The organism is Amycolatopsis sp. CA-211722 (assembly GCF_056828465.1).
Window position 1 is genome coordinate 158,034 of sequence record NZ_CP184752.1, and the last position, 13,280, is coordinate 171,313.

Genomic DNA, 13,280 nt, shown 5'->3' on the forward strand with positions numbered 1-13,280 from the left:
CGAAGCGGCTCGGCCGGTGTGAGCGGTACAGGAACTCTCAAGGCCTTACCGCCTCCGGTCGACCGCCTTGCGCACTCCAGCCGACATCCGCCTGCCGAGGAAGAGCACGGGCCACGCGGCGGCGACCCCCACGCCGAGGGGAAGACCCTGCTGCCAAGCGGGCGCACCGAGCGCCACCGGCTGGGCGTTCGCCTGCGGGTTGTGGTCCGAAACGCCACCCCAGCGGCCGGGCGGGAGCACGATGACGCGTGCCTTGCCGATGATGTTCTCGACCGGGATCGCGCCGTTGACCCCGCCGCCGCCCTGGCGCCGCGAGTCGCTCGAGTTGTTGCGGTTGTCGCCCATCACCCAGACGTACCCGGCAGGCACCTTGACCGGCGCGAACGTGTCCTGGAAGGGCTTGCCGCTCTCGTCCACCTGCGAACCTGGTTCCCAGTGGATGTACGGCTCGTCGAGTGCCTTGCCGTCGACGATCACCCGGTTCTGGGGATCGCAGCACTGCACCGTCTGCCCGGGGGTCGCGATGATCCGCTTGACGAAGTCACGCTCGTCCGGCGGCGCGAACCCGATCAGGGAACCCAGCGTGCGGAATCCGGTGACGAAGATGTTGCTGGACTCCGGGGTGTCGATCTCACCGACCCAGGCGGGCGGTCCCTTGAAGACCACCACGTCGCCCGGGCCGGGATCGGTGAAGTCGTACGTGATCCGGTCGACCAGGATCCGGTCGCCCGTGCATCCCGCGCAGCCGTGCAACGTGGTCTCCATCGACCCCGAGGGGATCATGTAGACCTTGGCGAGGAACTGCTGGATCAAGATCGTCAGCACGAGCGCGACGACGATCAGGATCGGCAGTTCCTTCCAGAACGACCGCTTCTTGTTGACCTTGCCGAACTTCTTGGAGCCGGATCGGCCCCGGCGGGAGGCCCGGGTGGGGCGCTCCTCTTCGGGGCGATCGGGCTCGTCTTCGGAGGTGTTCTGGGACACGGGTTCGACCACGACGCCAGGTTACCTGTAACCGAGTGGCTACCTACTTGGCGGAGGCCGTCTCGCGGTTTTCGCGGCGTTCCTTGATCTTGGCGGCCTTGCCGCGCAGCTCGCGGAGGTAGTACAGCTTCGCCCGGCGGACGTCGCCGCGCTTGAAGACCTCGACCTCGGCGATGTTCGGCGAGTGCACCGGGAAGGTGCGCTCCACGCCGATGCCGAACGACACCTTGCGGACCGTGAAGGTCTCGCGGACGCCGCCGCCCTGGCGACGCAGCACGACGCCCTGGAAGATCTGGTTGCGCTCGCGGTTGCCCTCGATGACGCGGACGTGAACCTTGAGCGTGTCGCCCGGTCGGAAGTCCGGGATGTCGGAACGCAGTGACTGCGCGTCCAGCGCGTCCAGGGTGTTCATCGGTGGTCCGTCCTCGTCTTCGTATGGCTTACGTGCAGCTTGGGCGCGCAGTGTCGGGCACTGCGACCTACCCGGGGGCTGATGGCGTTCCGGTGTACGGCGCCGGCTGCGAAGCCGCGCGTCCACTCACGCCAACCTGTCAAGTATTGCAGACCAGGTCTCAGGTGGTTGACCCGGCCTGGTCGCTGCCCTCGTCCAACCGGTCGAGGACCTTGAGATCGTGCTTGTCGAGACTACCTTCCGGCAGCCTCCCGATCAGTTCGGGCCTGCGCCGGACGGTGCGTTCCAGCGCCTGGTCGCGGCGCCAGCGGTCGATCAGCGCGTGGTTTCCCGAGCGCAGGACGTCCGGTACGGCCAGGTCGCGCCAGACCTCAGGCCGGGTGTAGCTGGGGCCTTCGAGCAGGCCGTCGGAGAAGGAGTCCTCCTCGGCGGAGCGTGCGTTGCCGAGGACGCCGGGCAGCAGCCGGACGACGGCCTCGACCATCACCAGCACCGCGGCCTCGCCGCCGACCAGCACGTAGTCGCCGATGGAGACCTCGTCGACGGGCATCCGCCTCGCGGCGTCGTCGATCACCCGCTGGTCGATGCCCTCGTAGCGGCCGCACGCGAACACCAGGTGCTCCTCGGCGGCGTACTGGTGGGCCATGGCCTGGGTGAACGGCCGTCCGGCCGGGGTCGGGACCACGAGACGGGTGTTCTCGCCGCAGACCTCGTCCAGGGCGGGGCCCCAGATCTGCGGTTTCATCACCATGCCGGGCCCGCCGCCGTACGGCGCGTCGTCGACGGCGCGGTGGACGTCGTGCGTCCAGTTCCGCAGGTCGTGCACGCCGACCTCGATGAGGCCGCGGTCGATCGCGCGCCCGAGCAGCGCGGCGCGGAGCGGGTCGAGGTATTCGGGGAAGATCGTGACGACGTCGAGGCGCATCAGGCGTCCAGCAGGCCTTCCGGCGGGTCGAGGACCACGCGGCCGCCCGGGACGTCGACCGCCGGGACGATCGCCTTCACGAACGGCACCAGCACCTCGCGGCCGTCGTGCTCGATCGACAGCAGCTCGCCGGCGGGCGAGTGCACGATTTCGAGCACCTTGCCGACGACCGTGCCGTCGGCCAGTTCGGCCCGCAGGCCTTCGAGTTCGTGGTCGTAGAACTCGTCGGGGTCTTCGGTCGGCGGCAGCGCCGAGGTGTCGGCGATCAGCAGCGCGCCGCGGAGGGTCTCCGCGACGTCCCTGGTCAGCACCTCTTCGAAACGCACCAGCAGCCGCCCGCTGTGTTCGCGGGCGGCTGCGATGGTGAGGTCTCTGCTGCTGCCGTCACGCAGCTTCGTCGTGACGGCCGAACCGACCGCGAACCGCTGTTCCGGCGAGTCCGTGCGCACGTCGACCGCGAGTTCCCCGCGGATTCCGTGCGCCTTGGCGATCCGGCCGACTACGACGTCCATCCCGTTCAGTCCTTGGTCAGCGATCGGTGTCGACGACGTCCACGCGGACGCCGCGGCCACCGATGCCGCCCATGACGGTGCGCAGGGCGGTCGCCGTGCGACCACCCCGGCCGATCACCTTGCCGAGATCGTCGGGGTGCACGTGCACCTCGAGCGTGCGGCCACGACGCGTGGTCAGCAGCTCGACCCGGACCTCGTCCGGGTTGTCGACGATCCCGCGCACCAGGTGCTCGAGGGAGTCAGCGAGGAAGCTCACGCCTCGGCCTTGTCACCCTCGGCGGCTTCGGCCTTCTCGGCCTCGGCCTTCTTCGGGGCGGACTTCTTCTTCGGCGTGGTGGCTTCGGCGGAGGCCGAGTCACCGGCGGCCGCGAGCGCGGCGTTGAACAGGTCCTGCTTCGACGGCTTCGGCTCGGCGACCTTCAGGGTGCCCTCGGCGCCGGGCAGGCCCTTGAACTTCTGCCAGTCACCGGTGATCTCGAGGATGCGCTGGACCGGCTCGGTCGGCTGGGCGCCGACGGACAGCCAGTGCTGGGCCCGCTCGGTGTCGACCTCGATGAAGCTCGGCTCTTCCTTGGGGTGGTACTTGCCGATCGTCTCGATGGCCTTGCCATCACGGCGGGTGCGCGCGTCGGCGACGATGATGCGGTAGTACGGCGCACGGATCTTGCCGAGACGCTGCAGCTTGATCTTGACGGCCACGGGTGTGGGTACTCCTCAGTTCTCTCTGATGCGTGTGGAAGGCGCACGCCAGCCGAGTGGGGACACGGCTGCGCACACCCGAAGGGTGAGCTCGGGCGCGGTGAGAGGGTCCGGCCAAAGCAGGCAAGCGTACATTCTGCCAGACGCTAATTGGCTGTCAGAACGCGGCTATCCCGAGCGAGGCGAGCAGGATCGTCACGGCCGGGAGGAAGTTGTTCACCTGATGGGCGACCACGCTGCCGAGCAGCCGTCCGGTGAACACCCTGGCCAGCCCGATCGGGATCGCGATCACCAGCAGCAGGGTGGTGCGCAGCGGTTCGAGGTGGCTCGCCGCGAACACCGCCGTGGAGACCAGGAAAGCCGCGATCCTCCCCCAGCGTTCGGTGCGCCAGGTCAAGCGCTCGACCGCGCCCCACAGGAGGCCGCGGTAGATGATCTCCTCGCAGATCGGCCCGACCAGCCACAGGTAGATGAACATGACGACGGCCGCCGAGACCGACATCCGCCGGTCCTCGACGAGCGCGCTGATGGCCGAGGTCGCGTTCTCGTTGCCGACGATCTGCGTCCAGGCCCACGCGGCGAGCGAGGTGAACCCGAGGCCGAGCACGCCGAGTTTGAGGCCGACCTTGACGTCGGCCCAGCTCCAGCCGATCCGCAGGTCGGTGAAGGGACCGTTGCCGCGCAGGCGGGTGATCAGGAGCGCGACGCCGGCGGCGATCATCGTCGGCACCATGGTGCCCAGCAGCACCATGCGCATCGGCAGGGGCTGACCGGGCTGGACGTCGCCGAGCAGGACGCTGATGAACGCCGCCGACGCCAGCAGGACGGCTTCCACCAGGAGGAAGGCCCCGAATCCCCAGCGATGCGGCGGCGGTGTGCCGGGCGCGGCCACCTCACCTCCGGTCGTGACTTCTTCGGTGAGCTCATCCGGCGGCGCGGCCTCGGGGATCGGCTCCCTGGGCTGAGATACGGTCACGCCGATCCCTCCGGTGATCGTTCGGTTACTCAAAGACTCTAGCCGCCTGGACCGGCGATCACCTCGCCGCGAAGAGCAATACAGCCGGTGGGAGGTTGTTGGCGGCGTGCGCGATCACGGACGCGCTCACCCGGCCGGAGAGATAGCGGGCGAGACCGATGGCGATGCCCTGGCCGAACAACGCGATCGTGCGCGCTGCCTCGCCGTGCAACTGGGCGAACATCAGCGCGGTGACCAGCAGGATCACCCACGAGGGCAGGCGGTGGAAGCCCATGGCGTTCCACAGCGTGCCGCGGAAGAGCAGCTCTTCGGTGACCGGGGCGGCGAGGACGACGATGACCGCGGCCAGCACCAGCCAGATCGTGTCGCCGTCGGCGGTGCCCGACAGTTCGGTGATCGGGCCGGGCGAGACGTCGGAGAAGGTCCGGTCGTCGCTGTCGGTCCCGTAGACGGCGAGCAGGAGCAGGTTGAGGAGGTAACCGGCGGCGAGCGCGGCGGCTCCGCAGGCGAGCCCGATCCGGACGTCGCGCCAGGTGGGCTTGAGGCCGAAGTCCGCGCGAAGTCCTTGCCCCCACACGCGGGAGCCGACCGCCGGACCGAGTCCGAGCACGAGGGTGGGCAGGAACGCGAGGATCAGCAGCGGGCCGACGTCACGGAGTTCGAGCGGGTCGTAGCCGCCGAAGCGGCCTGACATCAGGAAGCTCATGACGAGCGTGACGAGGTGGTATCCGGCGATGCCCGCGAAGAACGCCACGAAGCCCCAGTGCGCTCCGAGCACCAAACGCTCGCGAGCCTGCCCGTCGTCCACCACGCCTCCACGCTAAGTGCCGCTCCGGTCACTGGTGGAGTCGGGTCAGGAGCCGAAGGACGCCTTACCCGCATGCGATGCGACGAAAGCGCCCTTCACCTCATGGGATGAGGGGAAAGTCCCCTTCGGCTAGGCGTAGATCTTGCCACGCAGCACGATATGGCTCGGATGCCGCAGCACCGCGAGATCCTCACGCGGGTCGGACGGGTAGACGAGCAGATCGGCCGAAGCGCCGTCGGCGATTCCCGGCACGCCGAGCCAGTCGCGAGCCGCCCACGAAGCCGAAGCCAGCGCCTGTTCCGCCGACATGCCCGCCTTGTGCAGTGCCTCGATCTCGTCGACGAGCCTGCCGTGCTCGACCAGGCCGCCCGCGTCGCTTCCCGCGTAGACCTGGACACCCGCCTCGATCGCCGTCGAGACCATCTCCCCCACGCCGGCGTGCAGCGCCCGCATGTGGTCCGCGTACACCGGGTACTTGCCCGCCTTGTCCGCGATACCGGGGAAGTTCTCGATGTTGATCAGGGTCGGCACGAGCGCGATCCCACGTTCGGCGAGGACGCCCAGCTGGTCCGCCGAAAGCTCCGTGCCGTGTTCGAGGCAGTCGATCCCCGCGTCGATGAGACCGGGCAACGCGGCTTGGCCGAACACGTGCGCCGTCACCTTGGCGCCCTCGGCGTGCGCGGCGGCGATGGCCTCGGCGAGGACGTCGTCGGGCCAGAGCGGCGCGAGGTCGCCGGCTCCCCGGTCGATCCAGTCGCCGACGAGTTTGACCCAGCCGTCACCGTCACGGGCCTGCTCGGCGACCGCCTTCGGCAGCTCCGAAGGGTCTTCGAGTTCGATCCCGAGGCCGGGGATGTAGCGCTTGCGCAGGGCGAGGTGCCGTCCGGCGCGGATGATCCGCGGCAGATCGGCCCGCTCCTGCAACGGCCGGACGTCGATCGGCAGCCCGCAGTCGCGGATCAGCAGCGTCCCGGCGTCGCGATCGGTGATCGCCTGCTCGGCCGCCTCTTCGAGCGTGGTCGCGCCGCCGACCCCGATCCCGGGATGGCAGTGCGCGTCGACCAGCCCGGGGACCAGAAAGCCTTCCCGGACAACGGTTTCCGCCCCGGCCACCGGTTCGGTCGTGATCCGGCCGCCGGTGACCCACAGCTCGCGGTGTTCGCCGTCCGGCAGGACGACGCCGGCCAGGTGCAGCGCCTCCACGGGCTACTTGTCCTTCGGCAGCTTGAACTTCTTCGGGTCGAACCCGGGTACGTCGTTCATGCCGCCGAGCTGCGAAAGGTCGGGCATCCCGCCGGGCATGCCGCCACCCGGGGGCAGCATCGGCATGCCGCCGGGGAAGCCGCCACGGACCTTGGGCTGCGTCGGGCCGCGCCCCTTGCCCTTCTTCCCCTTTTTGCCCTTGCGGTTCTTGCTGCCGCCGCCTCCGCCGCCGAAGCCGAACCGGCCCGCCATCTGCGCCATCATCTTGCGCGCTTCGAAGAACCGGTTGACCAGGTCGTTGACGTCGCGGACGGCGACACCGGAACCCTTCGAGATCCGGACCCGGCGCGAGGCGTTGATGATCTTCGGGTCGGCGCGCTCGGCCGGGGTCATGCCGCGGATGATCGCCTGCAGCTTGTCGAGCTGCTTGTCGTCGACCTGCGAGAGCTGGTCCTTCATCTGCCCGGCGCCGGGCAGCATGCCGAGCAGGTTGCCGATCGGGCCCATCTTGCGGACCGCGAGCATCTGCTCGAGGAAGTCTTCGAGGGTGAGCTGGCCGCTGCCGAGCTTGGCGGCGGTCTGCTCGGCCTTCTCCTGGTCGAAGTGCTGCTCGGCCTGCTCGATGAGGCTGAGCACGTCACCCATGCCGAGGATCCGGCTGGCCATCCGGTCCGGGTGGAAGAGGTCGAAGTCCTCGAGCTTCTCGCCGTTGGAGGCGAACAGGATCGGCTGGCCGGTGACCTGGCGGACCGACAGCGCGGCACCACCGCGGGCGTCACCGTCGAGCTTGGTGAGCACGACACCGGTGAAGCCGACGCCGTCGCGGAACGCCTCGGCCGTGGTGACCGCGTCCTGACCGATCATCGCGTCGACGACGAACAGCGTCTCGTCCGGCGAGACGGCGTCGCGGATGTCCGCGGCCTGCTTCATCAGCTCTTCGTCGACGCCGAGACGGCCGGCGGTGTCGACCAGGACGATGTCGTGCTGGGCACGCTTGGCCTCGTCGATGGCGCGGCGGGCGACGTCGACCGGGTCGCCGACGCCGTTGCCGGGCTCGGGCGCGAAGACCGCGACCCCGGCCCGCTCTCCGACGACCTGCAGCTGCGTGACGGCGTTGGGGCGCTGGAGGTCACAGGCGACCAGCATCGGCGCGTGGCCCTGCTTCTTCAGCCACATCGCGAGCTTGCCGGCGAGCGTCGTCTTACCGGCACCCTGCAGACCCGCGAGCATGATGACCGTCGGCGGGTTCTTCGCGAACGTGAGCCGCCTGGTCTCGCCGCCGAGGATGGTGACGAGTTCCTCGTTGACGATCTTGATGACCTGCTGCGCCGGGTTCAGCGCGCCGTGCACCTCGGCACCCTTGGCGCGCTCCTTGATCCGGGCGATGAAGTCCTTGACCACCGACAGCGCGACATCCGCCTCGAGCAGCGCGATCCGGATCTCGCGCGCGGTGGCGTCGATGTCGGCGTCGGAGAGCCTGCCCTTGCGAGACAGGGTCTGCAGGGCGGACGTGAGCCGATCGGAGAGGGTGTCGAACACGGGTGTGCACGCTCCAGCTGGGTCGTTGTGGCTCGCCGGTACGGACCGGCGGCTTTCCAGGGTAGTCGGTGTTCGAAGTCGGCGTTTGACGCGGTTGCGGACGGCTCAGGGCTTGCGGAGGTCGGCTTCGGTGAGGGCACGGATCACGCCGGTGGGGCCGGCCTCGCGGACGGTGCGGCTCATCTCCACATGCAGGAAGGCCGACCCGCCCTCGGCCGCGGCCTTGCCCTGGACGTTCTTCGTCCCCTCCAGCGCGCCGCACGACGACGTCCACGCCCGGCAGACGGCGAATCCGCCCGCTTCGAGCCGGTCGGCCGCGCGCCGGGCCGGGTCCCCCGCCACCGTCGCGCCGGACGACACCACGATGTCGTCGTCCGGCATGTTCTGGTCGTCGAAGCCGTGCAACTGGACCTGCGTCATCCCCCGCCCGGCGAGCGTGACGGCCACCGCGTGGAACACCGAATCCACCTCGTGCGCCACGTCGGCTCGACCGTCGTCGGCCTTCCGGTGCGCGCCCGCGATCAGCAGCACCGCGCCCGGCACCTGACGGAAGTAGTCGAGACCGAACAGTTCCGTCCGAAGGTCGGACGCGGGATGCGGAACCTCGATGACCAGTGAGGGCGGAGCGGAGCGGTCGATCAGATACATCCCCCACGCCCGCTCGGTCCCGGGCTCGTTCATGGCGATCGTGTACGGCCGCCCGGTCTCCGGGTCCACCCCGTCTCGCACCGAGAACCCGAGCTTTGCGAGATCGGCCGGCTCCGCGCGGTCGATCAGCGCGCCGAAGCCGGCGGCGGCCATACGACGTTCGTCGGCTTTCGGCGAGCGGTAGTCCTGCTCGGCGGAAAGCCCGGACGTGAGGTCGGCGACAGCGGCACCCAGATCGTTCTCCGGGACAGGGCGGGGCTTCGGTGACTCGTCGCCGCCGAGGACCAGCACGACTGTCAGCACCAAGGCGAGCGCGACGCCCACGCTGATCACGCTGAGCCACATCCGGTTTCGGCTGATCACCATGCGGAGCCTACCGACTCACTCGAATAGGTAACCCATGCCGCGCTTTCACCCCTTTGAGGGGAGTTGTACCGTCACCGACGGCAGTTTCGATATCTGCCCGTGACCCGATCGGGTGCAGGTTCCGCTAGCGCCCGACCGGGCAGTGCTCTCCCCGATCTCCCCGATCGTAAAACCGAAAGGCCTGGGGGTCAGTGACTCGGCAGAAGGACCGGCTCGATCCGGTGGCGCGGCTTCGCGACCAGATCCCGGAGGCGGGATTCCCGCGCGGCGTGAAGGTCGCGTCCGCGACGGGCCTCGTCCTGCTCCTGATGATCACGGCCTTCACCGCTCTGTACCTGTCGACGGCCGGGCCGTTTTCGGCGCTCGGCGCGAAAGCGGCCGACGTCGTCCCGGACGAGGTCACCGAAAGCCGGCGACGCGCGACCGCCGCCCTCGCGCAGGCGCTGGCCACGTCGGCCACCACCGCCGCCGGCGACCTGCAGGTCGCGACCGGCTCCGGCGTGTTCGACAACGCCGACGACGACGCTGTCCTCGACCGCCTCGGCGAGACCTACCCGGACTGGCGCGGCATCGTCGTCTTCGATCCCGCCGCGCGGAAGGTACTGGCGACGCACGGCGAGCCGGTGGCCGTCGAGAACCTCCGGGGCATCGCCGTCCAGAAGCTCACGGTCCGCCCGATCGCCCGTCCCGGCGGCACCCCGCTCGTCCTCACCGCGCTCCCGCTCTCCGGTGCCCGTGCCGGACGGCTCCTCGTCGTCTCCACCGTGCTGCGCGGGGCCGCGCCGGAACTGGACAAGGACATCAAGGAACAGCTCAGGCTGGTCACCCCGGACGGCACGCTGCTCCACTCTCACGGCACCGAGGCGCCCAAGGACGATCGGACCGCCCAGGATCTCCTCGCCCGCGCCGGCGCCGCCGCGGCCGCCGGGGAGTCGGGTGTGTTCACCGGCGACTCCGGGGCCGACCCGGCCAAGCCGGACCGGCGGACGGCGCCGGTCGTGGCCTTCGCACCGGTCGCCTCGGACGGCGTCGAGGGCAGCCTCGGGCTGGCCGCGGTCACGTTCAGCCGCTTCCCTGTCGAGCCGGTACCCGCGCGCTGGCCGGGGTTGATCCCGGCGGCCGTCCTGCTGGTCATCGCCATCGCCGGCTTCGTGCTGCTGCGCCGCGCGCTCGTCGCCCCGATCCTGCGCCTGCGCGCCGACGCGCTCGCCGTCGCGGCGGGCGTACTCGACCGGCCGGTCCGTCAGTCCCGCATCCGCGAAGTGAACCGGCTGACCCGGGCTGTCGAGCGCTATCGGGCGAAGCTCGGCCGGCGCAGGCCCCGCACCGAACTCAAGCCGTTCCTCTCCGCCCATCTCGTCATCGCGCTCGTCTCGCTGATGCTGCTGGGCTGGTCGGTCGCCGTCGCCGCGACGCTCGGCCGCCAGCACGCCGCCGTGTCGCCCAGCATGCTCAGCGAGTACGGCGACCGCGTCGCGCATACGACCGACACCTTGCGCCGCAGCCTCTCCCAGGGGCTCGGCGACCTGCGGGCCGTCGCCCGGCTCAGCGCGGACAAGAAACCGGACCAGCTGCACGGCATGCTCGACCGGCTCGCCACGAGCGAAAGCCGGTTCCGCAGCGTCTACCTCGCCGACGCCGAAGGCGGGGAACTCCAACGGGCCGGGCGCGAATCCCTGCGCGATCCGGGCAAGCTCCCCGACGGTGCCGGTCTGCGCCAGCACAACACCAGCGGCCGGGTGCCCGTGGTCTACGCCTTCGCGCACGTGCCGAAGTCGACCACCGTGCTGGTCGGCGAATTCGACGTGCCGCGGATGGCTTCGGTGCTCGAGTCGGCGGGCGGACGCGTCCGGGTGGTCGACGAAGGCAGGCGCACCATCGCCGACACCGAGGGCTACTTCGCCTTCTCCGAACTCACCGATCCCTTGCTGGTCAAGAACATCACCACCGCGCGGTCCGGCGAGGACGCCCGTGAAACCACCGCCACGACCCTCGTGGCGGCCGAGCGCCTCGCCGACGACGGCAACGCCGCCGCGCTGAACTGGGTCGTCGTCGCCGAACAGCCGATCGGGTCGCTCGGCGTCGCGGACAACACCGTGCGGGCGGGTGCCCGCGTCGCCGCGCTCCTCACCGCCGTCGTCGCGCTGATGTCGTACGCCTGGCACCTGCTGGTCGTCGTGCTGCCGCTGCGCCGGATCGCCGAATCCGCCGTGCCGATCGCCAAGGGCGTCGGGCTGGGGGCCGTGGTGTACCCGCAGCGCCAGGACGAGATCGGCACCATCGCGTCCTGCGTCGAGATCTGCCGCCAGGCGCTGACCGACGGCAAGGCCCGCCTCGGTGAGGTCCGCCGCCCGGCCGGCGCGGCGACCGACGAGACCAAACTGCTCCGGCGTGTGAAGGATCTGCCGGAGAAGCCCTCGGAAGCCGTTCGCCGTCCGGAAGGACGGCTCCCATCCCGTCGCCCGGCGCGGCGGCACGAACCTCAAGAGCCGCCGAGGCGGCTGGTCGGACAAGGCCGGAACCCGAAGTGACGTTTCTCTACTTCGTGCTGCTCACCGCGTCGGTGGCGATGCTGGCCGCCGGGATCTTCGAGCAACGCAACCACTACCGCAACCTCCACAGCATCCCGACGCGGGTGCTGGTCAACGGCATCCGCGGCAAATCGTCGATCACCCGTCTCTGCGCGGGAGCGCTGCGCGGCGGCGGGCTGGTGACGGCCGCGAAGACCACCGGCACCGCGGCCCGCTTCATCCACCCCGACGGCAGCGAAGAACCGGTTTACCGCAAGTTCGGCATCGCCAACGTCGTCGAGCAGATCGGTATCGTCCGCCGCGCCGCCGCGTACCGGCCGGACGCGCTGGTGATCGAATGCATGGCGGTGATGCCGGATCTCCAGGAGATCAACCAGAGCAAGCTGATCCGCTCCACCATCGGTGTCCTCTGCAACGTCCGGGAGGATCACCTCGCCGAAATGGGCCCGACCCTGGACGACGTGGCCCGCTCGCTGAGCCGCTCGATGCCGGTCGGCGGGATCTGCCTCACCGCGGAGAAGGACCGGCTCGCGATCCTCCAGGAGGAGGCGGACAAGCGGAACTGCCGTCTGATCGCCGTCGATCCCGAGTCGGTCACCGACGAGGAGATGCGCGGGTTCAGCTGGATCACGTTCAAGGAGAACGTGGCGATCGCGCTGGCCGTGGCCGATCTGCTCAAGGTCAACCGGGGGCTGGCGCTCGAAGGCATGTGGACCGCGCCGCCCGACCCAGGAGTCCTTCAGGTCCACCACTACCGCGCGGGGCGGCGCAGACTGCGGTTCGCGAACGTCTTCGCCGCGAACGACCCCGAATCGACGTTGATGAACATCGACCAGCTCCGTGCCCAAGGCGCGATCGCCGATCCCCTGCACGTGATCATCAACTGCCGCCCCGACCGGGTCGAGCGCAACGGCCAGATGGGCGCGCTGATCCCCCGCATCGCCCCGGAGCGCGTGGTGCTGATCGGCGACCCGACCCGCAGCGCGCGGACCGCGATCCCGAGCGAGTGGCACGACCGGGTCCTCGACCTCGGCGGCTCACGGCGTCCCGAAGAGCTGCTGCGCGAGATCATCGGCGGCATCGACCGGCAGGCGTCGCTGGTCGCCATCGGCAACATCCACGGACAGGGCGAACTGCTCATCGACGAACTCGCCAAACTGGAAACGGTCGCCTCCTGATGCTCACCACCTCCCTCTCCGCCGAGGTCGCCACCATCGGGCTCGCCATTGGACTGCTGCTGTCACTGGTCTGCTACCTGACGACGAACCTGTCCCCCGGCGGGATGATCACGCCCGGCTGGATCGCCTTGACCATCGTCGAGGACTTCCGGCGAGCGGCGATCATCGTGCTGATGACCGCGCTGACATACGCGGGTACGAAGGTGCTGCAACGCGTGGTGATCCTCTACGGCAAGCGGTTGTTCGCCGCGGTGGTGCTGCTCGGGGTCGTGTTGCAGACGACCTTGCTGCTCGTCCTCCAAGCCGACTTCCCGTTGCTGTTCGTCCACCAGACCCTCGGTTTCGTGGTGCCCGGTCTGGTCGCCTACCAACTGGTCCGGCAGCCTCCGGCGGCGACCGTCTTCGCCACCGCGGGGGTCAGTCTCGCCAGTTACGCGATCCTGATCAGCGGGGTGCTGGTCGGGCTGGTCCCCACGTTGTGAGGTCTCGGTGAGTGAAC

At 69.8% G+C, this 13,280-nt stretch carries 14 protein-coding genes; 3 read left to right on the plus strand and 11 right to left on the minus strand.

Annotated features, from left to right (window positions below; genetic code table 11):
• Positions 1-45 precede the first annotated feature (45 nt).
• The 11 genes from lepB to ACOCEP_RS00780 form a co-directional block, all read right to left on the minus strand.
• The gene (lepB, locus tag ACOCEP_RS00730; protein WP_482335260.1) at positions 46-996 is read right to left on the minus strand and encodes a signal peptidase I; all 951 of its coding nucleotides are present in this window, start codon (positions 994-996) and stop codon (positions 46-48) included.
• 31 nt (positions 997-1,027) lie between these two features.
• Positions 1,028-1,396, minus strand: a complete 369-nt coding sequence (rplS, locus tag ACOCEP_RS00735; protein ID WP_482335261.1) for a 50S ribosomal protein L19 — start codon at positions 1,394-1,396, stop codon at positions 1,028-1,030.
• 160 nt (positions 1,397-1,556) lie between these two features.
• Complete coding sequence (gene trmD / locus ACOCEP_RS00740) at positions 1,557-2,321, minus strand: tRNA (guanosine(37)-N1)-methyltransferase TrmD (protein WP_482335262.1); 765 nt, start codon at positions 2,319-2,321, stop codon at positions 1,557-1,559.
• Entirely contained in the window at positions 2,321-2,833 is a 513-nt protein-coding gene (gene rimM / locus ACOCEP_RS00745; protein WP_482335263.1) for a ribosome maturation factor RimM, read from the minus strand. Before rimM ends, trmD begins: the two co-directional genes overlap by 1 nt.
• Before the next feature lie 16 nt (positions 2,834-2,849).
• Positions 2,850-3,089 (minus strand): RNA-binding protein, encoded by a 240-nt coding sequence (locus ACOCEP_RS00750; protein ID WP_003103110.1) that lies wholly within the window; start codon positions 3,087-3,089, stop codon positions 2,850-2,852.
• The gene (gene rpsP, locus ACOCEP_RS00755) at positions 3,086-3,532 is read right to left on the minus strand and encodes a 30S ribosomal protein S16 (RefSeq protein ID WP_037342314.1); all 447 of its coding nucleotides are present in this window, start codon (positions 3,530-3,532) and stop codon (positions 3,086-3,088) included. The genes ACOCEP_RS00750 and rpsP overlap by 4 nt, the downstream gene beginning before the upstream one ends.
• Before the next feature lie 157 nt (positions 3,533-3,689).
• Entirely contained in the window at positions 3,690-4,508 is an 819-nt protein-coding gene (locus ACOCEP_RS00760; protein ID WP_482335264.1) for a CPBP family intramembrane glutamic endopeptidase, read from the minus strand.
• Positions 4,509-4,566: 58 nt separating this feature from the next.
• Positions 4,567-5,316 carry a CPBP family intramembrane glutamic endopeptidase gene (locus tag ACOCEP_RS00765; RefSeq protein WP_482339526.1) on the minus strand — a complete coding sequence of 250 codons (750 nt, stop codon included), beginning with the start codon at positions 5,314-5,316 and terminating at the stop codon, positions 4,567-4,569.
• Positions 5,317-5,445: 129 nt separating this feature from the next.
• Positions 5,446-6,519, minus strand: coding sequence for an amidohydrolase family protein (locus ACOCEP_RS00770; RefSeq protein ID WP_482335265.1), 1,074 nt, complete (start codon positions 6,517-6,519; stop codon positions 5,446-5,448).
• A gap of 3 nt (positions 6,520-6,522) precedes the next feature.
• A complete protein-coding gene (gene ffh / locus ACOCEP_RS00775) occupies positions 6,523-8,058 on the minus strand; it encodes a signal recognition particle protein (RefSeq protein ID WP_192740946.1) in 1,536 nt (511 codons plus the stop codon).
• Positions 8,059-8,163: 105 nt separating this feature from the next.
• The gene (locus tag ACOCEP_RS00780; protein ID WP_482335266.1) at positions 8,164-9,072 is read right to left on the minus strand and encodes a hypothetical protein; all 909 of its coding nucleotides are present in this window, start codon (positions 9,070-9,072) and stop codon (positions 8,164-8,166) included.
• Between the two features lie 191 nt (positions 9,073-9,263).
• Between ACOCEP_RS00780 and ACOCEP_RS00785 the strand changes: the two genes are divergently transcribed.
• The 3 genes from ACOCEP_RS00785 to ACOCEP_RS00795 are packed head-to-tail and all read left to right on the plus strand — an operon-like array spanning position 9,264 to position 13,263.
• Positions 9,264-11,603, plus strand: coding sequence for a HAMP domain-containing protein (locus ACOCEP_RS00785; protein ID WP_482335267.1), 2,340 nt, complete (start codon positions 9,264-9,266; stop codon positions 11,601-11,603).
• Positions 11,600-12,781 (plus strand): poly-gamma-glutamate synthase PgsB, encoded by a 1,182-nt coding sequence (gene pgsB / locus ACOCEP_RS00790; protein ID WP_482335268.1) that lies wholly within the window; start codon positions 11,600-11,602, stop codon positions 12,779-12,781. The genes ACOCEP_RS00785 and pgsB overlap by 4 nt, the downstream gene beginning before the upstream one ends.
• Positions 12,781-13,263: a poly-gamma-glutamate biosynthesis protein PgsC/CapC gene (locus tag ACOCEP_RS00795; RefSeq protein ID WP_192740943.1), complete on the plus strand. Its 483-nt coding sequence runs from the start codon at positions 12,781-12,783 to the stop codon at positions 13,261-13,263. Before pgsB ends, ACOCEP_RS00795 begins: the two co-directional genes overlap by 1 nt.
• Positions 13,264-13,280: the final 17 nt, after the last annotated feature.

Coding starts and splice junctions, on each gene's coding strand:
- rplS (WP_482335261.1), bottom strand. CDS start 1,396: ATGAACACCCTGGACGCGCTGGACGCGCAGTCACTGCGTTCCGACATC.
- rimM (WP_482335263.1), bottom strand. CDS start 2,833: ATGGACGTCGTAGTCGGCCGGATCGCCAAGGCGCACGGAATCCGCGGG.
- trmD (WP_482335262.1), bottom strand. CDS start 2,321: ATGCGCCTCGACGTCGTCACGATCTTCCCCGAATACCTCGACCCGCTC.
- ACOCEP_RS00780 (WP_482335266.1), bottom strand. CDS start 9,072: ATGGTGATCAGCCGAAACCGGATGTGGCTCAGCGTGATCAGCGTGGGC.
- ACOCEP_RS00795 (WP_192740943.1), top strand. CDS start 12,781: ATGCTCACCACCTCCCTCTCCGCCGAGGTCGCCACCATCGGGCTCGCC.